The organism is Ornithinimicrobium sp., from assembly GCF_051004135.1.
Classification (GTDB): domain Bacteria; phylum Actinomycetota; class Actinomycetes; order Actinomycetales; family Dermatophilaceae; genus Ornithinicoccus.
Map to the genome: position 1 here is coordinate 1 of NZ_JBPCKQ010000100.1, position 24,829 is coordinate 24,829.

A 24,829-nucleotide genomic window follows, 5' to 3' on the forward strand; every position below is an offset into this window, starting at 1 on the left:
CGCTCGACAGTGTGGTGAGGTCGCAGGGAGCGGCCCGCAACGAGAGAGGACTCATCATGAGCGAATACGTCGTGCTGATCGTCGGCGACGCCGACCGGTGGTGGAGCACCATGACCGAGCAGGAGCGCCAGGACGGGTATGCGGTGTACGGCCGGCTCTCCGCCGAGCTCACCGAGCGCGGTCATCAGGTGGTTGGCGGCGCCGAGCTGCACAAGACCGGCACCGCCCGCTCGATCCCGGTGGGCGGCGGCCCGGTCACCGACGGACCGTTCGCCGAGACGGCCGAGCAGGTGGGCGGCTTCTACCAGGTCCGGACCGACGACCTCGATGACCTGCTGGAGTGCTTCCAGCAGGTCGCCCGGCTCGGCGACGGTATCGAGCTGCGCCCGGTCGTCACCGACGAGGATCGCCAGGCCTGATGCGCTACGTGATCCTGCTCGCTGGTGAGCCCGGCGCCTGGGACGACTTCTCCGCGACGCAGCAGGAGTGGTATGTCGAGACCCACCGCGCCTTCGAGGTCTTCGTCAACGAGCACGGCCGGCGGGTGAGCAACGCAGCGCTCGCCGACCCCGGAACCGCCACCACCCTGCGGGGTGCGTGGGACTCGGCGGAGGTGAGCGTGACCGACGGGCCGTTCGCCGAGACGGCGGAGGCCATCGGTGGCTACTACGACGTCGAGCTGCCCGACCTCGACGTGGCGCTCACCGCCGCCCGCATCCTGACGCCCGGCTACGCGGTCGAGGTGCGCCCGGTCGTGCAGATCGAGGGCTACGAGTCCGCGTGACCCCGGAAAGCGGAGTCGCGGTGCAGCGGATCGCGCGGCTGGTGCGCGAGGAGTGGGGACGGCTGAGCGCCCTGCTCCTCGCGCGCCACCGCCGGCTCGACCTGGTGGAGGACGCCCTGGGCGACGCGGTCGAGGCGGCCACCCGGACCTGGCCCCGCGACGGCATACCCGACAACCCCTCCGGCTGGATGGTGACGGTGGCCGGCCGCCGGATCACCGACCGGCTGCGCGCGGAGGCGATGGCGCACCGCAAGGAGCCGATGCTGCTCGTCGAGAGCAGTCGCCGAGCGCCGGAGGGAGTGATGGTGGACGACGATGCGCACGTGGAGGACGACCTGCTGCGGCTGGTGCTGATGTGCACCCACCCGGCGCTGGCGCCCGAGGTCGCTGCCGCGCTGGCCCTGCGGCTCGTGCTGCACGTGCCCACCACTGACGTGGCCCGGCTGTTCCTGGTCCCGGAGCCGACGATGGCCGCGCGGATCACCCGGGGCAAGAAGAAGATCGTCACTGCCGGCATCCCCTTCGCGATCCCGGGGGTGGCCGAGCTGCCGGACCGGCTGTCGACCGTCGCCCAGACGGCATACCTTGCGTTCACGGCCGGGTATGCCGCCGGCTCCGGGCCCGACCTGGTGCGGGTCGGCTTCGCGGGCGAGGCGATCCGCCTGGTGCGGATCACCCGCGCGGTGGCGGGAGCACGACCGGAGCTGGATGCTCTGCTCGCACTCATGCTGCTGCAGCACTCACGTCGCGATGCGCGCGTCGACGCTGGGGGTGAGCTCGTGCTGCTCGCCGAGCAGGACCGCTCCGCCTGGCACCACGACGAGATCACCGAGGGCGTCCGGCTGCTGGCTGCCGTTCCGCCCGGCCGGACGGCGTGGGCGCAGAGCATCCGGCTGCAGGCGCTGATCGCCTCCGAACACGCGCTCGCGCCGCGGGCGGCGGACACCCGGTGGGACCGGATCGTCACGCTCTACGACACGCTGCGCGACGTCAACCCCTCACCCGCGGTGCTGCTCGCTCGGGTCGTGGCCGTCGCCGAGGCGGCCGGCCCGGAGGCCGGGCTGGCCCAGTTGGAGCAGCTGGAGCAGCTGGACGGCGCGTTCGCGGGGCACCGAGCAGCCGCTGTGCGTGCCGAGCTCTGCGTGCGCAGCAGGAGGAGCGCCGAGGCCGTGCTGGCCTATGACGAAGCCATCGCGTCGTGCGCCAATGACATCGAGCGCCGCCACCTCCAGCAGCGCCGCGCGACGGCCGATGCCCTCGGCCAGGGTCGCTGAGCAGCACGGAGAGCGCGCAGGGTGCCTGAGCCGAGCCGCAGCCTGTGGGAACATCTGGTGGGTTCGCCGATGTGGACCCTGCACCGCGATGGCGGTCGCACGGAGGGCCGCCGGCTGACGCGGAGAGCCTGCTGACTCATGCCACCTTCTGCACACTCGTGGCCTGCGCGCGCAGGGCATGAGTGTGCGCGAGCGGGCACTAGTGGTCCAGCCGGTCTGCGCGCCAGGTTCTGCGGCTGGGTCAGGTGGCGGGCCGGCCAACCCGGATGCCTTCGGCGGCGAGGAACTCCCGGGCACGACCCAGCTGACGGTCGGTGGAGAAGATGTGCCACTGCGCGAGGAGGTCCTCCTCGCCCACGACGTCCCGGAACCGGCGGAAGGCCCCTTTACCCCCGATCGCGCGCTCCAGCCGCTCCCGCAGGGCAGTGTCTCGCTGCCGCGCGGTGAAGGCCTCCATGTCCTGCCAGCCGTCCCGCGAGCCGGTGCGCTCCACGCGGAGCCACCGCTCGGGTTCCTCCTCGACGTCGATGGTGGCGTCCTCCCCGACGATCATCGGGTCGGTGATGCTGTCGTCATACACCTGGCCGGTGCGCAGATCGAGAAGGCCACCGCTCGACATACTGACGTCTCCTTCCAGCTCCATGCTGAGCATGTCGAGGTCCACCGGCACCACCCGTCCCTGCAGCGGCTCGCCCCGAAAATGAGCGAGCAGATCCTGCGCCAGCACCTCGTCACCCTCGCTGCCGCGGCAGTTCAGCCGGTTGATGATCGACGCCGCCACCGGCTCAGCCCGCTCCGGCGCCTGCTGCAGAGCCATCGGTATGCCGGCTCCCACCTGCTGCAGCGCATCGTCGATGCCGCGCCCGATGACCGCGTCGAGGAAGCCGGCCGCGTCGCCGCTTGCGATGGCGCCGCGCAGCTCGCGCGGGTCCAGCTCGGGGACCTGCTCCTGCGCGGGCCACGCGTGCAGCAGCATCGGGTGCGGCTGGCTCGGACGGCGTGGCGTAGGACTCTCGCCGTCGTCGTCGGCCCACCGGCGCCCGTACTGGTCCGGCATGCTGCCCCAGCCCCAGTAGGCCAACGGGCCCTCCGGCCGGATGCCGAGCACCTCCATCGGGTCGACCTTCTGGGCCCCGACCACACACCGGTGTGCCCACTCGTCACCGAGGTCGAACGTGAACTGGAACTCCGCTCCCGCCTCCACCGTCCGAGCGACCTTGACGGTCTCGATGTCCAGCGGTTCGGTGATCAGCCCACCGATCGACCCGCCCATCTCCGCCGCCATCCGCTCGTCGGTGACCACCCGCCCGTCGGCCAGCGTGAACATCGACAGGTGTGCCCGGTCCCACCGGGCAAAGGCAGCGTTGATGGCGTCGGCGAGATCCATGAACGTGTGCGACGGCCCGACCGCGAAGATGCGCCCCGGATAGGGCCACCGCTCCGCACCGCGACCACCGAGCAGCTCCACCGTCACGGACAACCATGTGCGCGCCATCCCCCGAGGATGCCAGTCGCCGCGACCGGCAGGGCTCGGGCAGCACGGCCGGTAGGCAGTCGAGTGCCGATGAGAGCGAGCACGGTTGCGGGGGGACGTCCTGCCCCGGACCACATCGGGGAGCGTGACGAGTTTGCGGTTCGACGAACGCAACAGCTACCTGGTGCACCGACTCCATAGCCTTGACGTCGACGGTAATGCAACGGTCACGCAAGACGTGGCGGTGGTGTTCACGCCCGGCTGGATCTTCGCTCAAGAAGCGAGCAGCGCCGGCTATGTGCTGCCGCGGGAGCGTGTGCTGCTGGTCGAGGGGGTCACGAACGCCCGGTCGCGATGACCCATCAAAGGTATGTCGAGACGTGCGTAGCCGTTATGGGTACGAGGTGAGGAATCAAGGTCGGTATGCCGCGGCTCGGTTGGTGCCCTACGACCCTGCGTGGCCAGCGACATGCGACACCCTGGCCGCGGACCTGCGCGCCGCGCTGGGGCCTGAGTGGGAGCTGGAGCACGTCGGATCGACCTCGGTGCCGGGGCTGGTCGCCAAGCCGGTGATCGACATCGCCGTGGCCGAACCTGAGAACCCCACCTCTGACACGCTGCCTGCCCTACGGGCGCTCGGCTGGACCGAGCCGACCACCCTCGGCGCCCACCGGGCCGCATACCTGATCGATGGCGGGATAAGGGTGGCGATCGCGCACACATTCACGCCCGACCAGTGGCCGGGGTCTCATGTGCGCTTGTTCGCCGACTGGCTGCGGCGCCATCCGGATGACCGAGACCGATAGGCCGAGCTGAAGCAGTGCCTGGTGCAGGACGACATCTGGGGCGAGGCCCACACCCGTGCCAAGCACGACTTCATCCAACAGGTGGTGGATCGGGCGCGCCGCGAGCGCGGCCTCCCGCCGACACTCCTGCTTCCCGGGACGTGACACTGTTGGCGGCCGTGTCAGTGGGCCGGCAGCAGCCCGGACGAGCGCCGTGGACGTTGCCGCGCCAGACTCCTCTCGTGGCCCGAGCCTCTACTGCCGTCCCCGAGGAGAAGGTCTGCGTCTCGTGCGGGCGGCGGATCACCTGGCGCAAGAAGTGGGAGCGCGACTGGGAGCAGGTGCGCTTCTGCTCCGCGGCGTGCCGCCGACAGGGGGTCGACGACACCGATCGGCGGCTGGAGGAGGTCACCCTCAGCCTGCTCGACGCTCGCGCCGCGGGGCACACCATCTGCCCGTCCGACGCGGCCCGAGCAGTGGCTCAACGGTCGAGCGCCGACGAGGAATCGTGGCGCGAGCTCATCGAGCCGGCCCGCCGGGCGGCCCGACGGCTGGTCGCCGCCGGGCAGGTGCAGATCACCCAGGGTGGGCGAGTCGTGGACCCCTCCACTGCCCGGGGCGCGATCCGCATACGCCGGGCCCGGTGAGCTGCTACCCGCGCAACCCCGCGTCGATCTCGGCCAGCGCCTGAGCCAGATCGATGTGCGGGGTCCAGCCCCACCCGTGGGCGCGGTCGGCCACGATCCGGCCGGTCCATGCCGGACCCTCCTCCCACACCGACTCCACGCCGAGCGCGCCGGTGACGGTCTCGTAGTAGTCGCGCTGGGTGGCCGGGCCGGCGGCGACGTTGACCGCCGTGCACGCACCGTCGACCGGTCCGCTCGCAGGGTCCGCAGCCGTCGGGATCCGTCCGGTTGCGACATCCGCGGCGAAGGCGGCCAAGTCCTCGACGTGGACCCAGGCAAAACTCCCCTCGGGCACGGTATGCCGAGCGTCCTCGTCGTCGCGCATCCTCGCCGGCCGCAGGGAGTTCCAGATCGAGGACTCGCCGTCGCCGAGGATCGCCGGTGGGCGGAGCAGGACGCAGGTGAGCCCGTCGATGGTGGCCAGCGCAGCGTCGGTGTCGCGCTTGGTCACCGCATAGTCACCGGCGTCGTCGTCCACCAGGGGCGAGGTCTCGTCGACGTCACCGGTGCCGGGCGAGCGGTCGTAGACGGCGGCGGTCGAGATGTGGACCAGCCGCGCGACACCGGCGTCGCGGGCGGCCCGCGCCAGGACCGGGGTGCCCTCCACAGCGACCCGATGCTGGGTCTCCCGGTCCGAGCCCATCGGGTGGACCGTGGTGACGACGCCCCTCGCGCCCTCGACCACGGCAGCGGCGAACTCGGAGTCCTGGAAGTCCCCGACGCGCTCCTCGATCCCGGTCAGGCTCGGAGCCGTCCCGGCGCGCCGCACGACGGCTCGCACCGCGGAGCCGCGCTCGACCAGCGCCGTGCAGATCGTCGAGCCCACGAGGCCGTTGGCTCCGGTGACCACGATCAAGGACGATGATGAAGGATTCAGGTCAGTCATGAGCACCACCTTGGCACGTGTCCGACGTGTTCTCCTCGCCCGGCCTCAGTCCGGTCCGGCCCTGTCTGTTCGACTGTGGGACGCTGGCTACTTCACGGGTGAAGTCCGCGGTCCGGCTGCACCGTAGCGGCGGCGGATGAGAAGTCTCCGACGAAGGGCAGTGCCATGCCGACGACCTCCTCCAAACGCAGGATTTGTTGATGGCATCGGTGGTGGTGGGGCTTGACCTGGGCACGAGCGGGCTGAAGGCACTGGCGCTCGATACGGACGGAGGCATCGTCGCCGAGACCGAAGCCGACTGCACCATCACGAGCCCCCACGACACCTGGGCGGAGACCGACCCTGCCGAATGGACCGGCGCCCTCGAACGCGTCCTCGCCGACCTGGTGCCGCACCTCCGCCACCATCGAGTAGCGGCCGTGGGGGTGGACGCTCAGATGCACGGCGTCGTCCTGGTCGACGCGGACGGCTCGCCCACTCGCCCGGCAGTGCTGTGGCCGGACCGCCGCGCCGAAGACCAGACGAGGTCGTGGCGCGAGCTGCCGCAGCAGCAGCGGGCCCGGTTGGCCAACCCGATCACGGCCGGGATGGCCGGGCCCATCCTGGCCTGGCTCAACGAGCACGAGCCCGAGGCGATCGCCTCAGCCGACCACGCCCTGCAACCGAAGGACTACCTGCGCTGCGCCCTTGCCGGTCCTGCGGTGACCGACCGCAGTGACGCCTCGGCCACGCTGTTGTGGGATGTCGTCGCCGACGACTGGGCACACGACGTGCTCGAGGCCGTAGGGGTCCCCGCCGACCTGCTGCCACCGGTTGAGCCCAGTGCGGCCGTGATCGCCCAGGGCATCACCATCCCCACCCTGGACCAACACGACGTCGCCGTTGTCACGGGGGCAGGTGACACCGCCGCCGCACTGCTGGCCTGTGGGGGGCTGCGGCCTGGGCAGGTGCAGGTCAACCTCGGCACCGGCGCCCAGGTCACCATCGCCGTGCAGGACCCCCACGCCGATGCCAACCCGGTGACGAACCTCTTTGCGGATGCTGAGCAGGGGTGGTATGCCATGGCGGCCGTGCAGAATGCCGGCCTTGCCCTGGACAAGGCCCGTGGCTGGCTGGCGATGAGCTGGGACGAGCTGTTCGAGGGCGCCGTCGTCAGCGAGCCGGGGGCGGGGGGGGTCAGCATGCTGCCCTTCCTGAGCGGAGAGCGATCGGCGATCGCCTCACCGGCCAGCACCGGCGTGTGGGCCGGGCTCACCACACGCACCACCAGGGAGCACCTGGCCCGAGCCGCCGTGGAAGCAGTGGTCTTCACCCTGGTCCGGGCCGTGAACCTCCTCGACACCACCGACCCGGTGGTCCGTCTCACCGGCGGTGGGGCGCGCCAACGGCTCGTCCCGGAGCTCCTTGCCGATGTGCTCGCGCGCCCCGTCGAGGTGATCACCTTGCGCAGTCCCTCGGCACTCGGCGCGGCACTCCTGGCGGCCCGCGGAGTCGACCTCACGATCCCCACCGAGCGCCTTGCGACGGCGACGCGGATCGAACCTGACACCCCCGGCCATCTCGAGGAGGCGTTCGAGCTGTGGGACCACCGGCGTCCCCTGGCTGATCTCTGATCCACGCCGTCCACACCAGCTGGACCAAACATCGAACTCCCGCCACCACTGAGCAAAGGAAGCTCACCGTGCAACCTCTCGCAGTGCGCAGCGCGATCATCGCCGCCCTTGGCGGTCTGCTGTTCGGCTTCGACACGGCCGTCATCTCCGGGACGACCAAGGACCTCACCCAGGTCTTCGACCTCTCCGGCTTCAGGCTCGGCTTCACCGTCGCCACCGCGCTGATCGGCACCATCGTCGGAGCCGCCTACGCGGACTGCTCAAACCGGCGGACACCTAAGGTCGCAAACCGGTTGTCCGCAGACGCCGGCGAGGCCCGTTTTCAGCGTGCGGAGATCCAGGAGGCGCTGCGCGCCGACGAGGACATGCCGAAGGTCGCACGCGGACAGTCCTGGGGCGCGCTCACCCACTGGACCTTCGCGGCGGCCATCTCCTGGTCGTTCCCCGCCATCGCAGGGACCCTGGGCGGCGGTGTCGCCTTCGGGTTCTTCTTCTTCTGCGGGATCCTGATGACGTTCTGGGTGATCAAGGTGATGCCGGAGACCAAGGGTGTGCCACTGGAGGAGATGGAGGCAACGCTCGGTCTGCAGAAGAGCGCGCCATGAAGGCCGAGTGACCGAGCACAGCACATGCGTGCCCGCACCCGGAATCACGCGTGGCTCCGCGCGCTGGTATGCGGTGCGGCGCCGGCCACTGCGAGCACGCTCAGCAGCAGGGCAACCCCGCTCGCGACGGTGCGCACGACATTCCAGACCTGCCACCGTGTGGAGTAGTCCGCCCACGGCCCGCACGGCGGGCCAGGAAGCAGGAAGGCGGTGCCGAGCAACGCCACGGGGTGAGGAAGAAGGCCGGGAAGAACACGGCGTTGCGGACCGAGGCGTTCATAGAAGAAGCCGAAGATGGCGCCCGTCAACAGGACGGCCGCCACTGCGGATGATCAGAAGAGCCGAGAAGTCATGACGCGCCCCTTAAGCGAACGTATCGGTACGGATCTAGGATGCGTACGCCGGAGTACGCTTGTCAAGTGGCCACCACCCAGCGACGAGGACGTCTGCCCTTGCAGGAGCGCGAGTCGCGACGGCAGGAGGTGCTCGACGCGGCCCTGGCCGAGCTCCTCGCCGGTGGTGCCGCGGCGCTGACCATGCAGGGCGTGGCTCGCCGTGCGGGGGCCTCCAAGGAGACCCTCTACTCCTGGTTCGGGGGGCGTGACGAGCTGTTGGGCGCTCTTGTCGAGGCCAACGCGGACAACTCGGCCACCCGAGTCACCCAGGCTCTGGACGCCGGAGTCACCACGCCTACGCAGGCGCGGGAGACGCTCGTGGCGTACGGCCAGGCGCTGTTGGGACTACTCACGGGCCGGGCGTCCGTCGAGCTCAACCGGGCCGCGATGTCCTCGCCGGCTCTGGCCGAGCGGCTGCTCACCTCCGGCCGGCACCGGATCGGCCCGCGCGTGCAGGAGTATCTGGCGCGACTGCATACCGAGCAGATCCTCGACGCACCAGACTCGGCGCAGGCGTACCGGACGCTCTACGGGCTCATCGTGCGCGACACACAGATCCGCGTCCTGCTCGGCGACCCGCCACCGAACAACGCCGAGATCGCGCAGCACGCAACCGGCGCAGTCGATGCATTCTTCACGCTCTTTCACGGGGCGCCATGATGACCAGCTCGAGGGCAGGCCGAGTTGCCCTAGGGTGAGCTGGTGCGGTCGATCGTGAGCATCCTCGCTGCGCTCCACGATGCGGAGGTCGACCATGTGGTCGTCGGTGGCGTAGCGGTCGTCCTCCGTGGCCACGCCCGGATGACGGTCGACCTCGATCTGGCGCTGGATCTGCGCGCCGACAACGCCACGGCCATGGTCCGGGTGCTCACCCACGAGGGGCTGATCCCGCGACTTCCCGTGCCGGCCGAGCACTTCGCCGACGAGCAGAGGCGCACCGAGTGGGTCAACCATCGCCATCTGGTGGCCTTCACCTTGCACGATCCGGACGACCCGCTGCGCGAGGTCGACCTGCTGGCCACGACCCCTATCCCCTATGCGGAGCTCTCGGCCGACGCCGACGTGATGTCCGTCGACGGCATACCGGTCAAAGTGGCGTCGGTGGCACACCTCATCGCCATGAAGCGACACTCCGCGCGGCCGCAGGACGTAGCGGACATTGCCGCGTTGTCGGCCCTGGCGCAGAGCCCTATCGTGGACCACGATGGCAACAACGACGGATGACGACCGGTGGCGGGGCACCTCCGATGCCAGCGCGACCCTGCGGGCCCGCGCCAGCAGCACACCGTCCCAGCGCATGGCGTGGTTGGAGCAGTCTCTTCACTTCGCAGCGAGCACGGGAGCCCTCGCCGACGACCGCAGGCGCAGGCAGCAACTTGCTGACGCGTGGCCTGCCCCAGCGCCGCCGGGGTGAGCGCCCGGCCTGCGTGAGGGTGGTCAGGCGGGTAGGACCTCGATGCGTCCGGCATCGAGGTCCGCGAGCCGCTGTGCGGCGACGCCACCTACGCCAACATCGCCACGCACGGCCTCGCTCAAGACGTGCGACGCGCAGCTGACTGACGACGGTCAGCCCGAGGACGTCACCCCGGCCGGGCCTAGATTGGGGGCCATGACCGCTCTTCAGCCCTACCTGGCGCTCCCCGGCGCGGCCCGCGAGGCACTCACCTTCTACGCCGACGTCTTCGGCGGCGAGGTGAGCCTGTTCACCTTCGAGCAGTTCAACCGTGACGACGGGCCGGCCGACGCCATCGCGCACGGTGAGCTCTCCGGACCGGTCGGCCTGGCCGCCTCGGACACGGCTGGCGACGAGCCGCCGCTGCGCATCGAGGGGATGCGACTCGCCCTGCTGGGCACCGCGGAGCCGGGCACGATGCGGGAGTGGTTCGCTCGGCTCGCTGACCAGGGCACGGTCGTCGATGAACTGCAGGAACGACCGTGGGGTGACTGGGACGGCGAGGTCGTCGACCAGTTCGGCGTGCCGTGGCTCATCGGCTTCCATCCGGAAGGCTGACCTCCGTCGGCACGAGCGCGGAGGTCATCGACGGACCGGGCATGTTAGTACGGCGAACAGAAGACCCTCCCGGAGCAAAGACTTATAACCCTGTGCTTGCGACACACCCGACATGCTGGCGTCAGCTGATTCCAAGAAACCAGGTCACTTCTTACAAGATTGGCTGCATCTCGACAACACACGCCATGCATCTCATCAGAACCGCTAGAAGTTCTGGGCCATGTTGGTGAACCGGCTGTAGTGACCCTGGAATGCGACCACGACCGTGTCGGTCGGCCCGTTGCGGTGCTTGGCCACGATCACGTCGGCCTCGCCCTCGCGCGGTGACTCCCGTTCGTACATCGACTCGCGGTGCAGCAGGATCACGAGGTCAGCGTCCTGTTCGATGCTGTTGTGAACGGCGACGCCGTTGGCTACGAAATTGTGCCCACCCAGCACTGTCGCGTCGAAGACCTCTTCGACCCCGGCCATCTCGATGCTCGTCACGGTGTCCCACCACACGTCGTTGACTGCTAACAGCTCAAGGTCCGCGCTGTCGAGCACCTGCGCAATACGGCCGAGCCGCTCTCGCGACGGTGCGCTCTTGTAGAGCGTGGAACCGCAGTACTGTGTATTGATCCCGGACTGTGTATTGATCCCGGCTTGCAGCGGCCGCGCAGTCACGCCCTTGACCGTCATCGTCGCCTTCACGTCCTCCCACACCTCGCGGGGCACGGTGTCGACGTTGGTGTTGCCCTGTCGATGTCGGATGATCTCCAACAATGTCGCCGCCGAAGCTGAACGTCCGCCGAAAACGCCGATCTCCTGGAGGAATCGCCGCTGACTGTCCGCGCCGGAGATGTCGATGGTCCAGCCATCGCGATAGCCCGCTTTGCGGGTCGCCCGGGTCCGCGTCGATATCCCGAAGCGCAGCAGCAGCTGCGACAGATCATCCACGAGTCGTCGGCTGTTGGACGCATAGTAGATGCGACCGCCGCGCTGGTTCTTACTCACGGTCACCGACCCATCTGTTGCCCAGATGTGGTGCAAGAACAAGGAGATCTGCCGTTTTGAGGCATGGAACACCGGCTCGGGCACGAACTTCTCATGGCTACGCAACCCGAACACGCCCAGCCCGTCCAGCCACCCGGCGATGGGGTTGTGCCTACCTCGGACCAGCCGGAACGGGGACCGCAGCCGCAACGTGGTGCACCGCGCGGCGGCATACTCGTCCCGAACCGCGACCACTGCGAACGTGAGGGCCGCCTGCTCGACCGCCCGCAAGTTCTCCTCGTCGATCGAGGCGTAGCACAACGGCTGCCTGCGCAGCATCGAGCCGTCTCCCAGGAGATGGGCAAGCAGGACCAGCTGGTGGTCGTTGTCCCACGGGGCGTGCTGCGCCGGCGCCGGGATGTGCCGCGGCACAGCGATGCGGTCGCCGGTGCGCAGGTCACCCAGCTGCCGCCACCCGGCATACGTCAGGAAGGGGTGGTTTTCGGTGGCCCGCAGCGTCTTGCCGGATGCGAGGGTGAGCCGGAAGACGGGCTTGGTGCCGGTCGCGAAAACGTGGGTCAGGTGACGGCGCACGTAGCGCAGCGACTCGTCCAGCGACCAGACGGGCACGTCGCGCTCCCCGGAGGTATGCAGCTCGCCCAGGCTGACCTCGGCGCCGGTGTCGGCGCGCAACACCCGGGTGTCGGCGGTCAGACAGCCCGACTCTCTCAGATCCGACATCTGCGGCTTCTTGTCGGTGCGCTGCTCCGGACCACGGTTGAGCTGGGACAACGCGATGACCGGGACCTCGAGCTCTTTGGCCAGCAGCTTGAGCGCCCGGGAGAACTCGGCGACCTCCTGCTGCCGTGACTCGACCCGCTTGCCCGAGCTCATCAGCTGCAGGTAGTCGACGATCACCAGCTTGAGATTGTTGCGCTGCTTGAGCCGCCGGCACTTGGCCCTGATCTCCATCAGCGCCATGTTGGGCGCGTCGTCGATGAACAGCGGCTTCTCGTGCAACCTCCCCTGCGTCTCGGCCAGCTTGGTCCAGTGCCGGTCCTCCAGCTTGCCCTTGCGCATGGCCTGCAGCGGGATCTCCGACTCCGCCGACAGCAGCCGCATGGTGATCTCGGTGCGGCTCATCTCCAAGGAGAACACCACGGTCGGTATGTCGTGCTTGATCGCCGCCGTCCGCGCCACGTCCAGCGCAAAAGTGGATTTTCCCACTGCTGGCCGCGCGGCCACGATCACCATCTGCCCCGGGTGCAGACCGTTGGTCAGCTCGTCCAGACTGGTGAAGCCGGTGGGCACCCCGACCATCTCCCCGGAGCTGCCGGCGTTGTGCTCGATCTCATCCATCGTCGGCTCGAGCAGCGCGGCGAGGGGATGGTAGTCCTCGCCCTTGCGCCGGTCGGCGACGCTGTAGATCTCGGCCTGGGCGGAGTTGACGATCTCCTCGACGTCGCCGCCGCCCTGGGCATAGCCCATCTGCACGATCCGGGTGCCGGCCTCGACCAGGCGCCGCAGCATCGCCCGCTCGGAGATGATCTGCGCGTAGTAGGAGGCGTTGGCCGCCGTCGGCACCGCGGCGATCAGCTGGTGCAGGTATGCCGTGCCGCCCACCCGGGCCAGGTCGCCGCGCTTGGACAGCTCGTCGGCCACCGTGATCGCGTCGACCGGCTCGCCGCGGGAGTAGAGGTCGACGACAGCCTCGTGGATCGTCTCGTGCGCCGGCCGGTAGAAGTCGATCGGCTGGACGATCTCGGAGCACTCGCCGATCGCGTCCTTGGACAGCAGCATGCTGCCCAGCGCGCTCTGCTCGGCCGCGACATCCTGCGGGGGCAGGCGCTCCTCCGGCGGCGCGTCGGGCATCGGCCCGTAGTTCTGCTCCAGCTCGCTCAGCGACACGCGATCCCTCCCTTCGGGCATCCTGGCTCGGCCTGTGCTCGAGCCTGCGCACACTCCACCAGAGCGCACCGACAGACCCGCGCCGACACACGCTACGACCCTCGGCACGACCCCCCAAACGGACTTGTGGACGCGCCTGGGGACAACCGGTGCACAGACCCGCGCGTCGCCGTACACACCTTGTGCACAGACCTGTGGACAGTCGAGAAACTTCCGCACCATCACCTTGCTGACCTGCGACGATGTCTCCCCCACCGTGTGGAGGAAAAATACTTCGATCCCCACCGTTCACCTGCACCACGCGCCCCGGTCACCCGCGGCTAACCTTGCCGCGTGACTCAGCAGGCGCAGCACCGCGAAATTCTGCGCCTCGCGATCCCCGCATTCCTGGCCCTGGTCGCCGAACCGCTCTTCCTGCTCGCCGACAGCGCCATCGTCGGCTACCTGGGCACCACCTCACTGGCGGGTCTGGGGGTGGCAAGTGCCGTGCTGCTCACCCTCACGGGCGTCTTCGTCTTCCTCGCCTACGGCACCACCTCGGTGGTCGCCCGTAGGCTCGGCGCCGGCGACACCCGGGCGGCCCTCAGCGCCGGCATCGACGGCTTGTGGCTCGCGGCGTTGCTCGGCGCGGCCACCACGATCTTCACCGTCCTGGCCGCCCGCCCCATCGTCGAGCTCTTCGGCGCCACCCCGGCCGCCATCGACGAAGCCGTGACCTATCTGCGCATCTCGGCCTACGGCATACCGGCCATGCTGCTCGTGCTGGCCGCGACCGGGGTGCTGCGCGGTCTGCAGGACACCCGCACCCCCTTGGTCGTCGCGGTCGTCGGCTTCACCACCAACGCCGCGCTCTCCCTGCTCCTCGTCCACGGAGTCGGCTTCGGCATCGCCGGCGCCGCGTGGGGCACGGTCGTCGCGCAAACCGGTATGGCGATCGTGCTGCTCGTCGTGGTCATCCGGGGAGCGCGCCGGCACCATGCGCCCCGTTCCTTCCACCCCGGAGGCGTGCTGCGCGCCGCCCTGGGCGGGGTCCCGCTCTTGGTGCGCACGCTGTCCCTGCGCGCGGCGCTCCTGGCCACCACCTGGGTCGCCGCCGGGCTCGGTGATCCGCAGCTGGCGGCATACCAGGTCTCGATGACGGTATGGACGGCGCTCGCCTTCGCGCTCGACGCGCTGGCCATCGCCGCGCAGGCGATCACCGGCAAGGCCCTCGGTGCCGGAGACGTCGCCGGGACCCGCGACGCCACCGCGACCATGCTGCGCTGGGTCGTCTGGTTCGGTGTCGCCCTGACCGCCCTGATCCTCGCGCTGCACCGGGTCATCCCGCTCGGCTTCTCGGCCGACCCGCAGGTGCGCGACGCGCTGGCTGCCGCGCTCATCGTGGTCGCCGTGGGCCAGCCGATCGCCGGCATCGCCTACGTGCTGGACGGCGTGCTGATCGGGGCCGGTGATGCCACCTGGCTGGCCTGGGCGCAAACCGCGTTCCTGGCCGCCTATCTGCCGGTCGTCGCCGCCCTGGTGCTGGTGGGGGTCGAGGGCACCAGTGGCCTGGTGTGGTTATGGGTGGCCTTCCTGGCGTTCATGGCGATCCGCTCGGCCGGCATGCTGGCCCGGGCGCGCACCGACATCTGGCTGGTCACCGGGATGGGTCGCTGACGGTCACCGCGCTCGCCTCCTGCGGCTCAGCCGTCTCCACAGAACTCGTCGGCGGTGTCCCAGAACTCCTGCGCCGGCACGACGTCGTCGTCCCGACCCGTGGAGGCATCGGATTGCGGGGCCGCCGTGGTTGTGGTGGCGCTCGCCTGAGCTCCGGGTGGAGCCGCCGACAGCCGTGGGATAGGTCGAGCCGGTCAGCACGGCTCCGGGCTCCAACGCGTCGAGCTCGGCCCGCTCGACTTTGACCGTCCGACGACCTTGGACTTGTCGTCGGTCACGCAGCGCACCCGGTAGGTCTCCGCGGGGTCGAGCAGGTCGCGAAACGGGCCGCTGCCCACGGACGACGCGCAGCACCTCCACCCCGACCACCTTCGTGTCACACGTGCGGACCGCACCGATCACCCGACCCTGGTCGTCCACCGTCAGCCCCGACACACCCTCCGGCACCGCCGAGCACCCGCTGAGCAGCATCCGTCCCCGCGGCTGCGGCGACGACGACCAGGCCCGCCCTGCGCCGCATACCCATGCGCTCCCCTCGACCGTCGTCTCCCCGCAACCGTACCTAAAGTCAGCCGACCAGCTCCACGACACGGACGCCGGTATGCCGTCTGGTCGCGGTCGCCAGACGGTGGTCCTTGGTGACCAACGGCTCATCGAGGGCTTCGGCCAGGGCCACGAAGAGCGCGTCGGCGGCGGTCATGTTGTCCCGAAACCGCCAGGCACGCTCTCGGAAGGCCAGGGTAGGGAACAGCGCCACCGAGATGTCACCCAGGTCACTGACGGCCTGACCAGCGCGGTAGGGGCGGATCACCGATCGAGCGACGAGACGCCGCAGCGCCGACAGAGTCTCGGACACCACGATGTCGGGGGCGGCGCTACCCCCCTCGGCGTCGATGATCTCCTTCACCTGCCCAGCGCTGGACTGACCCAACAGGTAGTCGACGACTGCCGAAGTGTCGAGCACGCTCACTCTCCGTGCTCTCGCAGCCGCCGCACGGTCACCTCGATCGGCTCTTCGAGAGTGACAGGTCCTCGTGCCCGCACCCGCTCGGCCAGCTCCTCCGGTGTGGGGCGGGATGCGTCCCGAGTGAGCAGCCCGCGCAGGTACTCGGACAACGACATACCCGAGGTGGCGGCCCGCGCCTTGAGGGTGCGGTGCACGTCGTCGGGCAGATCACGGATCTGCACATGAGTTCCCATCTGTTGAGCCTAGCATGCACGGAGCATGTCAAACATGCTTGGCGCATGCACTCCTCGGGTTGAGTAACGCCCGACACGGCACCGGTGCCCCCTGATTCCCGGCCACGGCAGCACCGGCCAACGCGTCGGGGAAGTCCAGCCCGGAGGCGACGAAGACTCGGGACGGGTCCGGGAACCGTGCCGCCACCACGGCCGCCGTGCCGTAGCGGGTCGCTCCGGCGCCAACCTGCGCAGCGCCGCATCGGTCACGGCCGGCACCCGGTCGGCGCGCGAGAGCAGCACCGGGGCGGCACCGGTCCCGGCCAGGGCGGCCGCGACCAGCACATCCGGGAGGATCTCACCGCAGGCGATGTATGCCGTGTCACCGCCGGTCGGGTAGCCGTCCGCGATCTGCGCGGCGGTGTCGTAGGGGTCCACCCCGCCGAGCCGGTCGGGGGTCAGGGTGTCGATGTCGAACAGGGTCGTCGTGCCGGAGACCTCGTTGGCCACGGCCAGCAGCGGCTCGCCGGTTGCCCGAGTTGGCGTTGCCCACGAACAGTCGGCCGGTCCCCGGGTCGAATGCGGTGATCTCGGCGGCCGACTTGTCGATCACCCCGGTCTCATGGGTGCCCGCAACGGACAGCCGCACCGCCGTGGCCTCGCCCTCCGGCACCGCCTCGACGGGACCTGGTTGCTGGTCGCCGTCAGCCGCGGGGGCAGCGAGCGGCACGGCGAACGAAGCACAGGCGAAGGCAGAGACACTGAGCACGCGGACAGCACGGGATCGCGACACGGAAGTCATACCCGCCACCTCACCGGCCGAAGTGCGCACGTGCACGATCCAGCCGACCGGCCGCTCCTCGGGTCCCAATCTCCTACGAAAAGTGAAACACTGTGGCCATGACCGCCCACCCGATCGAGCTGCATACCCGCTCCGTCACCGTCACCGATCGCACCGCCGGCCGGCTGCGGCTGTTCAACCTGGTGATGGGGGTGCTGCACCTCGCCTCGGGCTCGGCCATGGTCGCGCTGAGCAACGACTTCAGCCTGCCGATCTCGACGTTCGCCCTGAACGGCCCGCCCGGCACCCCACTGTCGCAGGGCGTCACCAACGCAGTGGTCGACATACCGCTGGCGGCCGGCACCTCGTCATTTCTGTTCCTGTCCGCCTTCTTCCACTTCCTAATCGCCTCTCCGTGGGGCTTCGGTCGGTATGTCGGGGAGCTGTCCCGCGGTCGCAACCGGTTCCGCTGGGTCGAGTACTCGCTGTCCTCGACGCTGATGATCCTGCTGATCTGCCTGGTCTTCGGCATCACCGACCTGGCCGCGCTGATCGGCCTCGGCATCGCCAACGTGGCGATGATCCTGTTCGGCTGGCTGATGGAGATGGGCAACAACGGGCTGATGCACACCCGGGGCGAGGCCCCGGAGCGCGGCGAACGGGCCTGGTGGGCCCCGTTCTGGTTCGGCTGCGTCGCGGGCATCGGCCCCTGGCTCGCGGTGATCGGCTACCTCATCGTCAACGTGGCCATCGAAGGCGGCGAGGGGCCTCCGGGCTTCGTCTACGGGATCCTGATCACGATCTTCCTGTTCTTCAACAGCTTCGCGATCAACCAGTGGCTGCAGTATCGCCAGATCGGCCGCTGGCGGGACTATCTGACCGGGGAGCGCACCTACATCGTGCTCAGCCTGATCGCCAAGAGCGCCCTGGCCTGGCAGATCTTCGCCAACGTCCTGATCGACGCATAGCCCCCGGCTGGACGCCGCGCAGTGGCCCTCGGGACACTGCGCGGCATTGAGTGCATTGCGTCGCGTCCGGACACGGCGCAATGCACGTTATCCCGCGCGATGGACTGTCAACCGAGGAAGATGTGCCGCGGAGGCACGAAGGGGCCCCCCCCGATGTCGGCGGGGCCCCCTTCGTGGGGAATGGGTCGCTCAGGCGCTGACGACCTGGACGGTCACCGTGGCCTGCACGTCGTCGTGCAGGCGCACGTGCGCGGTGTGCTCGCCGACGCTGCGGATCGGCGACGGCACCTCGATACGACGGCGGTCCACCTCGGGGCCACCGGCGTCGTGGATCGCGTGTGCGATCTCGGCGGAGGTCACTGCGCCGAAGAGCCGGCCACCGGTGCCCGCACGCTCGGTCACGATGACCGGTTCGGACTCCAGGCGCGCCTTCGCCGAGGCGGCCTGCTCCGACGTGTGCTGCGCCTTGGAGGCGCGGGCCTTGGTGATCGCCTCGACCTGCTTCTGGCCGCCCTTGGTCCACGGCGTGCCGAACTTGCGCGGCAGCAGGTAGTTGCGGGCGTAGCCGTCCTTGACGTCGACGACGTCACCGGCCACGCCCAGCCCGCTGACGGGCTGGGTGAGAATGAGCTTCATGGGCTTCTCCTTCGTCGTCCGGGCGCCGGCTCAGCGTGCCGAGCTGGAGTAGGGCAGCAGCGCCATCTCGCGGGCATTCTTGACCGCGTTGGCGATCCGCCGCTGCTCCTGCACGGACACCCCGGTCACCCGGCGAGCGCGGATCTTGCCGCGGTCAGAGATGAACTTGCGCAGCAGCGCCGTGTCCTTGTAGTCGATCGACTCGATCTTGGCGGCCTTGAGCGGGTTCGCCTTCTTCTTTACTTTGCGCACAACGGGCTTGGCCATCGTGGTGCTCTCCTTCTGGTGAGAGCCCGATCTTCGAACTCGGGATGGGTTGGTTCTCTGGATTGATCGGTATGCGGTGTGCTCGGCCTGCAAACGCGCCTGCCGAACGCCCGCTCAGGTCAGAACGGGGGCTCGTCGTAGGACGGGCCACCGCCCCAGCCGCCACCTTGGCCGCCCGAACCCTGACCGCCACCTTGGCCGCCGGAACCCTGACCGCCACCTTGGCCGCCCGAGCCCTGACCGCCACCTTGGCCACCGGAGCCCTGGCCACCGGAGCTGCCCCCGGTCGCCCATGGATCGGCGTCGGGCTGGGAGCGCCCACCCTGGCCGGACTGTCCACCTTGACCACCGGACTGCCCGCCCTGGGAGCCTCCGCCGAAGCCGCCACCACCGCCGCGCTGGGCCTTGGTGACCTGGGCAGTGGCGTACTTCAGCGACGGCCCGACCTCGTCGGCCTGCATCTCCACGACGGTGCGCTTCTCACCCTCGGGGGTCTCCCAGGAACGCTGCACGAGCCGGCCGGTGACGACCACGCGGGCGCCGCGGTGCAGCGACTCGGCGACGTTCTCGGCCGCGTCCCGCCAGATCGAGCAGCGCATGAACAGCGTGTCGCCGTCCTTCCACTCGTTGTTCTGGCGGTCGAACTGCCGCGGCGTCGAGGCCACGGTGAAGTTGGCCACGGCCGCCCCGGAGGGGGTGAACCGCAGCTCGGGGTCAGCGGTGAGGTTGCCGACCAGGCTGATCGGGGTTTCTCCTGCCATGCTCAGTCCTTCGCTCGGGTCAGGGTGTGCTCAGCGTCCAGGCAGCCGGCGGCCGCCGCGTCGGTGCCTCAGGCGTCGAGGCGCAGCAGCTTGGTGCGCAGCACCTGCTCGTTGAGGCCCAGCTGACGGTCCAGCTCCTTGGCGGTGGCCGACTCGGTCGTCATGGTGACGACGGCATAGATGCCCTCGGCCTGCTTCTTGATCTCGTAGGCCAGCCGGCGCCGGCCCCAGATCTCGGTGGAGTCCAAGCTCCCGCCGTCCTTGGGGACGACAGCGAGCATCTTGTCCAGCGCGGGCTGCAGATTGCGCTCGTCCATCTCGGGATCGAGGATCATCATCAGTTCGTACTGACGCATGCGTGAACCCACCTCCTTCGGTCTCGGCGGCCACGGTCTCTCCGTGACAGGAGGGTTGCGATACGTCCCGCCGTTGCGCCTGCACCCAGGATGCCAACTCCCGTCATCGGGCGTCGGCAGTTGTCCACAGGGTCTCGGCTCATACGGCGAACCCGGCCACGATACTCGGCGCACGGCATACCGGTCCAATCGTTGACGTGCGACGATCGGCACCATGTCAGCGGCCATCCACACCCCCGCCGGTCAGGTCCGGTATGCCGTGTCCGGGCCCTCGTCCTCCGGGCGGCCCGATCTCGTGCTGATCCACGGCTGGTGCTGTGAGAGCTCCTCGATGATCACCCTCAAGGAGGCCTTCGGCGCCGAACACCGGATCATCGAGATCGACCTGCGTGGACACGGCGACTCCTCCCGGATCGAGGACGACGGGTCGATGGGGGTCGGCGGCGGTCGGGCCGCCGACCTCGACGAGCCGGTCCCCCGCGCCCTGCGGGAGGTGCGCATCGAGGACTACGCCGACGACGTGTGGCAGATCTGCCGCACGGCCGGCCTGCGCTCACCGGTGCTGATCGGGCACAGCATGGGCGCCCTCGTCGTGCTGGCGACCCTGGCCGCCCGGGCCGCCGGGCCACAGGGCCCCGTGGCCGGGGTGCTGCTGGACCCGGCGCCGGTGGTCAGCGCCAAGGGCAAGGAGTTCTGGGCGCAGGCCGCCCCCCAGGTCGCGGCCGACCGCTCCGGGCGCTGGCGCACCGAATTCGCCGAGAGCCTGTTCCTACCCACCGACCGGGCCTCGGTGCACGCGATCGTGGAGACCATGGCCCGGTTCCGTCCTGCCGTGGCCGCCGGCGCCGCCCGAGCCATGGCCGCCTTCGACGGCGAGGCCGCGCTGCGGGCGCTGGACCATCCCCTGCTGGTCCTGCACGCAGCCACCGCCGAGCGCCAGATCGCCGCGGTCGCCCGCGCCGCCGGGCTGGCCCTGACCACGGGGCAGACCGTCGGCGCCGGACACTTCCACCACCTGGAGGTCCCCGAGCAGGTGATGCCGATGATCCGCCGCTGGCTCGAGGTCACCGAGCTGCCGCCACGGTAGGACTCGCGGTCGCGCTCGTCAGTCGACCACGACCAGGACGTCGCCCTCCTGCACCACGTCGCCGGGGGAGACGCGGACCTCGCTGACCGTGCCAGCGTGCTCCACCAGCATCGGGATCTCCATCTTCATCGACTCCAGCAGCACCACCTCGTCGCCCGCCTGCACCTGCTGGCCGGGCTCCACGTGCACCTGGGCGACATTGGCCACCAACTCCGAGGCGATGTGCTGCGTCATACCCCGATCCTGTCAGAACCGCGGTCCCCAGCGCCTGGACGGCACCGGGCGCACCCCCTGATCGACTAGCCTGCAGTGGTCACCGACCCCCCGAAGGACCACCGAGCATGCCCGAGAGCCCAGGGGGTCCCCCCGCGCCCCGCCGCTTCCGGTGGGAGATCGAGGGACTGCGCGCGGTCGCCGCACTGCTGGTCGCCGCCTACCACGTGTGGTTCGGCCGGGTCTCCGGCGGCGTCGACGTCTTCTTCGTCGTCGCCGGCTTCATGGTCACCACGACCCTGCTCGGCCATCTCGAGCGCACCGGGCGGATCGACGCCGGGCGCTACCTTGGCCGGCTGCTCAAGCGCCTGCTCCCCAACGCTCTGCTCGTGCTCGGCGTCGTGGCCCTGGCCACCTGGTGGCTGATCCCGAGCACCCGGCGCGACGAGGTCTTCTCCGAGATCGCGGCCTCGGCGCTCTACTACGAGAACTGGGCGCTGGCCGCCCGCTCGGTGGACTACCTGCAGCGCGACTACACCAACAGCCCCGTGCAGCACTTCTGGGCGATGTCGATCCAGGGTCAGTTCTACCTGATCTGGCTCGTCCTGTTCGTGCTGGCGCTGCGGGTCGGCTCCCCCGCGACGGCGCGGCGCCGGCTCGGCCTGGTCATGGGGGCACTGACCCTCGGCTCGCTCGCCTTCTCGGTGTGGTTCACCGGCGTCGACCAGCCGGTGGCCTACTTCCACACCGGCGCCCGGGTATGGGAGTTCGGTGCGGGCGGCCTGATGGCGCTGTCCGCCCCGTGGTGGCCGGTGCTGTCCCGGCGCTGGTCGTTCGGGCTGGGCTGGGTCGGCCTGCTGGCCGTCCTCAGCTGCGGGGCGCTGCTGAGCGTCGGCACCTCCTTCCCCGGCTGGGTCGCGCTGTGGCCCGTGACCGGGGCGGTGCTGATCCTGCTCGCCGGTCACACCGACTCCCGGTGGTCGGCCAGCACACTGCTGTCCAGCAGACCCCTGGTGCAGCTCGGGTCGGTCTCCTACGCGCTCTACCTGTGGCACTGGCCGCTGCTGGTCTTCGTGCTGGTGCTGACCCAGCGGGACCGGGTCGGGGCACTGGGCGGCCTCGCGGTGATCGCCGTCGCCATCGCCTTGTCCTTCGTCTCCACCCATCTCGTGGAGCGCCCGGTGCGCTCGCTGTCCGTGGAGCGGCGTCGCGCCTGGGGGGTCCCCCTCCTGGCGGCCCTGCTCGTGGGGCCCTTCGCCGGGACGGCGTATGTCGTGGCCGCGCAGAGCGAGCAGACCGGCGTCGTGCAGACCGACCTCGAACCGGAGGTCTACCCCGGGGCCCGTGACGCGACCGGCACAAACTCCGCAGGGTCGCTCACGAGCAGCAACACGCAGACCCCGGCCCCGGGCATCGACAGCGCATCGGAGGACATCCCCGCCGTCTACGCCCAGGGCTGCCACCAGGCGCAGGACGTGGACGAGGTCGCCTCCTGCGAGTACGGCGACCCGGGGGCGGAGCGCACCATGATCCTGGTCGGTGGCAGCCACTCGGCGCACTGGCAGCCGCCCCTGCAAGTGATCGCCGAGCAGCGCGGCTGGCGACTGCTCTCGGCGACCAAGAGCGGATGCCGGCCGGGGACCCACCTGGCCGGCGACGCCGGGGAGGCCGGCGGCGGCGCGACGGCACAGCAGGAGTCCTGCCGGGCGTGGAACGCCGCCAGCCTGGAGTGGATCGCCGAGCAGGACCCCGACCTGGTGGTGCTCACCTCGACGGTCGGGAAGGGTGACGAGGAGGCGGTGCCGACGGCATACCTGCGGGTCTGGGAGGAGCTGGCGCGAGACGACATCCCGGTGCTGGCCATCCGGGAGACCCCCCGGTCCGGCCAGGACATGGTCGACTGCCTGGCCGCCAATGGCCCGCTGACCCGGGAGTGTGACCTGAATCGGGACCGGGTGCTCAGCCCGGTCGACCCCACCAGCCTGCTGGACCCTGCCCCGGAGGGTGTGAGCTTCGCCGACCTGTCCGACTCCCTGTGCGACGCGCGGGTCTGCCCGCCGGTCATCGGCAACATCATCGTCTACTCCGACAACAGCCACCTCACCACCACCTACAGCCGCACCCTGGCGCAGGCCCTGCTCGACGCGGCACCCGTGTTGCGCTGAGATCCGTCCCGCGGAATGTCACTGCTTGGTCGCGACGGGGTACGGTCTCCCCCGACCCGTGAGCGATGGAGTGGTGTGAATGCGCGTTTCAGTCATAGGAACCGGCTACCTGGGCGCGGTGCACGCCGCGGGGATGGCCGAGCTCGGCTTCGACGTCGTCGGAGTCGACGTCGACCCGGCCAAGATCGAGGCACTGTCCGCAGGCCGGATGCCGTTCTACGAGCCGGACTTCGAGCCGCTGCTGGCCCAGCACGTCGGTGACCGGCTCCGCTTCACCACCGACATCTCGCAGGTGGCCGAGGCCGACATCCACTTCGTCTGCGTGGGCACCCCGCAGCGGCGCGGCTCGCTGGCGGCCGACATGAGCCACGTCGACGCCTCGGTCGACGCGCTGATCCCGCACCTGAAGGACGGGTCGGTGGTCGTCGGCAAGTCCACCGTGCCCGTCGGCACCGCGGAGCGGCTCTCCGATCGCATCGAGGCCCTGACCCCCGACAGTGTCACCGCGCACCTGGCGTGGAACCCGGAGTTCCTGCGCGAGGGGCTGGCCGTGCAGGACACCCTGCACCCCGACCGGCTCGTGCTGGGTGTCACCACCGAGTATGCCGAGCGGGTGCTGCGCGAGGTCTATGCCCGCACGATCGAGGCGGACAAGACGCCGGTCGTGGTGACCAATTTGCCCACGGCCGAGATGGTCAAGGTGGCCGCCAACAGCTTCCTGGCCACGAAGATCTCGTTCATCAACGCCATGTCGGAGATCTGTGAGATCGCCGGTGCCGACGTGACCCAGCTCGCCGACGCCATCGGCTACGACGCGCGGATCGGGCGCAAGTTCCTCAACGCCGGTATCGGCTTCGGCGGCGGGTGCATGCCCAAGGACATCCGGGCCTTCACCGCACGGGCCGGTGAGCTGGGTGCCTCGGCGTCGGTGGCCTTCTTGGCCGAGGTCGACGCCATCAACCTGCGCCGCCGCGAGCACGTGGTGCAGCTGGTCCGCAAGCAGGTCGGCGGTCTGGTGGGCAAGCGGGTTGCGGTCCTGGGAGCGGCGTTCAAGCCCGACTCCGACGACGTGCGCGACTCCCCGGCGCTGTCGATCGCAGGGTCCTTGCACCTTGCCGGGGCCTCGGTCAGCGTCTACGACCCGCGGGCCATGCCCAACGCCGCCAAGGTCTTCCCGACCCTGCACTACGCCGACTCGGTGGTCGAGACGGTGACCGGCGCCGAGGTGGTGCTGCACCTGACCGAGTGGCAGGAGTTCCGCGACCTGGACCCGACCGAACTCGGCGAGCACGTCGACACGCCCCTGATCATCGACGGCCGCAACGCCTTGGACCCCGCGGCCTTCCGTGCAGCAGGCTGGACCTACA

Annotated in this window: 29 protein-coding genes; 17 read left to right on the plus strand and 12 right to left on the minus strand. The window is 69.9% G+C overall.

The window, feature by feature from the left end:
• The 3 genes from ACR2FV_RS05725 to ACR2FV_RS05735 all read left to right on the plus strand — a co-directional run.
• Positions 1-419 (plus strand): YciI family protein (locus tag ACR2FV_RS05725; protein WP_434014733.1); only part of this gene is annotated, 419 nt, incomplete at its 5' end.
• The gene (locus ACR2FV_RS05730) at positions 419-784 is read left to right on the plus strand and encodes a YciI family protein (protein WP_434014734.1); all 366 of its coding nucleotides are present in this window, start codon (positions 419-421) and stop codon (positions 782-784) included. The genes ACR2FV_RS05725 and ACR2FV_RS05730, both read left to right, overlap by 1 nt.
• Complete coding sequence (locus tag ACR2FV_RS05735; RefSeq protein ID WP_434014735.1) at positions 781-2,058, plus strand: RNA polymerase sigma factor; 1,278 nt, start codon at positions 781-783, stop codon at positions 2,056-2,058. The genes ACR2FV_RS05730 and ACR2FV_RS05735 overlap by 4 nt, the downstream gene beginning before the upstream one ends.
• A 241-nt stretch (positions 2,059-2,299) precedes the next feature.
• On the opposite strand, the gene ACR2FV_RS05740 is transcribed toward ACR2FV_RS05735, so the two are convergent.
• Positions 2,300-3,553 carry a hypothetical protein gene (locus ACR2FV_RS05740; protein ID WP_434014736.1) on the minus strand — a complete coding sequence of 418 codons (1,254 nt, stop codon included), beginning with the start codon at positions 3,551-3,553 and terminating at the stop codon, positions 2,300-2,302.
• A 124-nt stretch (positions 3,554-3,677) separates the two neighbouring features.
• Between ACR2FV_RS05740 and ACR2FV_RS05745 the strand changes: the two genes are divergently transcribed.
• The 4 genes from ACR2FV_RS05745 to ACR2FV_RS05760 all read left to right on the plus strand — a co-directional run bounded on the left by ACR2FV_RS05745 (position 3,678) and on the right by ACR2FV_RS05760 (position 4,964).
• Complete coding sequence (locus ACR2FV_RS05745; protein ID WP_434014737.1) at positions 3,678-3,890, plus strand: hypothetical protein; 213 nt, start codon at positions 3,678-3,680, stop codon at positions 3,888-3,890.
• 46 nt (positions 3,891-3,936) lie between these two features.
• Positions 3,937-4,338: a GrpB family protein gene (locus ACR2FV_RS05750; protein WP_434014738.1), complete on the plus strand. Its 402-nt coding sequence runs from the start codon at positions 3,937-3,939 to the stop codon at positions 4,336-4,338.
• 21 nt (positions 4,339-4,359) lie between these two features.
• Positions 4,360-4,482 carry a hypothetical protein gene (locus ACR2FV_RS05755; protein WP_434014739.1) on the plus strand — a complete coding sequence of 41 codons (123 nt, stop codon included), beginning with the start codon at positions 4,360-4,362 and terminating at the stop codon, positions 4,480-4,482.
• A gap of 77 nt (positions 4,483-4,559) precedes the next feature.
• Positions 4,560-4,964, plus strand: a complete 405-nt coding sequence (locus ACR2FV_RS05760; protein ID WP_434014740.1) for a DUF3253 domain-containing protein — start codon at positions 4,560-4,562, stop codon at positions 4,962-4,964.
• Positions 4,965-4,968: 4 nt separating this feature from the next.
• Here ACR2FV_RS05760 and ACR2FV_RS05765 read toward each other — a convergent pair whose 3' ends face one another.
• The gene (locus tag ACR2FV_RS05765) at positions 4,969-5,889 is read right to left on the minus strand and encodes an NAD-dependent epimerase/dehydratase family protein (protein WP_434014741.1); all 921 of its coding nucleotides are present in this window, start codon (positions 5,887-5,889) and stop codon (positions 4,969-4,971) included.
• A 200-nt stretch (positions 5,890-6,089) separates the two neighbouring features.
• On the opposite strand from ACR2FV_RS05765, the gene ACR2FV_RS05770 reads away from it, so the two are divergent.
• Together ACR2FV_RS05770 and ACR2FV_RS05775 are read left to right on the plus strand one after the other, a co-directional pair.
• Positions 6,090-7,502 carry an FGGY family carbohydrate kinase gene (locus ACR2FV_RS05770; protein WP_434014742.1) on the plus strand — a complete coding sequence of 471 codons (1,413 nt, stop codon included), beginning with the start codon at positions 6,090-6,092 and terminating at the stop codon, positions 7,500-7,502.
• 68 nt (positions 7,503-7,570) lie between these two features.
• A complete protein-coding gene (locus ACR2FV_RS05775; RefSeq protein ID WP_434014743.1) occupies positions 7,571-8,107 on the plus strand; it encodes an MFS transporter in 537 nt (178 codons plus the stop codon).
• A gap of 44 nt (positions 8,108-8,151) precedes the next feature.
• Here ACR2FV_RS05775 and ACR2FV_RS05780 read toward each other — a convergent pair whose 3' ends face one another.
• The gene (locus ACR2FV_RS05780) at positions 8,152-8,430 is read right to left on the minus strand and encodes a hypothetical protein (RefSeq protein ID WP_434014744.1); all 279 of its coding nucleotides are present in this window, start codon (positions 8,428-8,430) and stop codon (positions 8,152-8,154) included.
• 96 nt (positions 8,431-8,526) lie between these two features.
• Between ACR2FV_RS05780 and ACR2FV_RS05785 the strand changes: the two genes are divergently transcribed.
• From ACR2FV_RS05785 to ACR2FV_RS05795, 3 genes are all read left to right on the plus strand, one after another.
• Positions 8,527-9,162: a TetR/AcrR family transcriptional regulator gene (locus ACR2FV_RS05785; RefSeq protein ID WP_434014745.1), complete on the plus strand. Its 636-nt coding sequence runs from the start codon at positions 8,527-8,529 to the stop codon at positions 9,160-9,162.
• A gap of 42 nt (positions 9,163-9,204) precedes the next feature.
• Complete coding sequence (locus tag ACR2FV_RS05790) at positions 9,205-9,726, plus strand: hypothetical protein (protein ID WP_434014746.1); 522 nt, start codon at positions 9,205-9,207, stop codon at positions 9,724-9,726.
• Between the two features lie 385 nt (positions 9,727-10,111).
• Positions 10,112-10,513, plus strand: a complete 402-nt coding sequence (locus ACR2FV_RS05795; protein ID WP_434014747.1) for a VOC family protein — start codon at positions 10,112-10,114, stop codon at positions 10,511-10,513.
• A gap of 204 nt (positions 10,514-10,717) precedes the next feature.
• Here the strand turns inward: ACR2FV_RS05795 and ACR2FV_RS05800 are convergent, their stop codons facing one another.
• A complete protein-coding gene (locus tag ACR2FV_RS05800; protein WP_434014748.1) occupies positions 10,718-13,393 on the minus strand; it encodes a replicative DNA helicase in 2,676 nt (891 codons plus the stop codon).
• Positions 13,394-13,726: 333 nt separating this feature from the next.
• Between ACR2FV_RS05800 and ACR2FV_RS05805 the strand changes: the two genes are divergently transcribed.
• Positions 13,727-15,049, plus strand: a complete 1,323-nt coding sequence (locus ACR2FV_RS05805; RefSeq protein WP_434014749.1) for an MATE family efflux transporter — start codon at positions 13,727-13,729, stop codon at positions 15,047-15,049.
• Positions 15,050-15,617: 568 nt separating this feature from the next.
• Here ACR2FV_RS05805 and ACR2FV_RS05810 read toward each other — a convergent pair.
• From ACR2FV_RS05810 to ACR2FV_RS05820, 3 genes are read right to left on the minus strand one after another with little or no spacing between them, the layout of a single operon-like run.
• Positions 15,618-16,013, minus strand: a complete 396-nt coding sequence (locus ACR2FV_RS05810; protein ID WP_434014750.1) for a type II toxin-antitoxin system VapC family toxin — start codon at positions 16,011-16,013, stop codon at positions 15,618-15,620.
• Positions 16,014-16,015: 2 nt separating this feature from the next.
• Positions 16,016-16,249, minus strand: a complete 234-nt coding sequence (locus ACR2FV_RS05815; RefSeq protein WP_434014751.1) for a FitA-like ribbon-helix-helix domain-containing protein — start codon at positions 16,247-16,249, stop codon at positions 16,016-16,018.
• A 9-nt stretch (positions 16,250-16,258) separates the two neighbouring features.
• A complete protein-coding gene (locus ACR2FV_RS05820) occupies positions 16,259-16,738 on the minus strand; it encodes a cell wall-binding repeat-containing protein (RefSeq protein ID WP_434014752.1) in 480 nt (159 codons plus the stop codon).
• Between the two features lie 390 nt (positions 16,739-17,128).
• Here ACR2FV_RS05820 and heR point away from each other — a divergent pair, with 390 nt between their 5' ends.
• Complete coding sequence (gene heR / locus ACR2FV_RS05825) at positions 17,129-17,977, plus strand: heliorhodopsin HeR (protein WP_434014753.1); 849 nt, start codon at positions 17,129-17,131, stop codon at positions 17,975-17,977.
• Positions 17,978-18,166: 189 nt separating this feature from the next.
• On the opposite strand, the gene rplI is transcribed toward heR, so the two are convergent.
• From rplI to rpsF, 4 genes are all read right to left on the minus strand, one after another.
• Positions 18,167-18,613 carry a 50S ribosomal protein L9 gene (gene rplI / locus ACR2FV_RS05830; protein ID WP_434014754.1) on the minus strand — a complete coding sequence of 149 codons (447 nt, stop codon included), beginning with the start codon at positions 18,611-18,613 and terminating at the stop codon, positions 18,167-18,169.
• A gap of 30 nt (positions 18,614-18,643) precedes the next feature.
• Complete coding sequence (gene rpsR / locus ACR2FV_RS05835; protein ID WP_434014755.1) at positions 18,644-18,880, minus strand: 30S ribosomal protein S18; 237 nt, start codon at positions 18,878-18,880, stop codon at positions 18,644-18,646.
• Between the two features lie 119 nt (positions 18,881-18,999).
• Positions 19,000-19,641, minus strand: coding sequence for a single-stranded DNA-binding protein (locus tag ACR2FV_RS05840; RefSeq protein WP_434014756.1), 642 nt, complete (start codon positions 19,639-19,641; stop codon positions 19,000-19,002).
• Positions 19,642-19,709: 68 nt separating this feature from the next.
• Positions 19,710-19,997 (minus strand): 30S ribosomal protein S6, encoded by a 288-nt coding sequence (gene rpsF, locus ACR2FV_RS05845; RefSeq protein WP_434014757.1) that lies wholly within the window; start codon positions 19,995-19,997, stop codon positions 19,710-19,712.
• Between the two features lie 214 nt (positions 19,998-20,211).
• Between rpsF and ACR2FV_RS05850 the strand changes: the two genes are divergently transcribed.
• Positions 20,212-21,084, plus strand: coding sequence for an alpha/beta fold hydrolase (locus ACR2FV_RS05850; RefSeq protein ID WP_434014758.1), 873 nt, complete (start codon positions 20,212-20,214; stop codon positions 21,082-21,084).
• 18 nt (positions 21,085-21,102) lie between these two features.
• Here ACR2FV_RS05850 and ACR2FV_RS05855 read toward each other — a convergent pair whose 3' ends face one another.
• Entirely contained in the window at positions 21,103-21,318 is a 216-nt protein-coding gene (locus ACR2FV_RS05855; RefSeq protein WP_434014759.1) for a biotin/lipoyl-binding carrier protein, read from the minus strand.
• Positions 21,319-21,425: 107 nt separating this feature from the next.
• Between ACR2FV_RS05855 and ACR2FV_RS05860 the strand changes: the two genes are divergently transcribed.
• A complete protein-coding gene (locus ACR2FV_RS05860) occupies positions 21,426-23,462 on the plus strand; it encodes an acyltransferase family protein (RefSeq protein WP_434014760.1) in 2,037 nt (678 codons plus the stop codon).
• Between the two features lie 79 nt (positions 23,463-23,541).
• The coding region (locus ACR2FV_RS05865; protein WP_434014761.1) for a UDP-glucose dehydrogenase family protein at positions 23,542-24,829 on the plus strand (1,288 nt) is incomplete at its 3' end.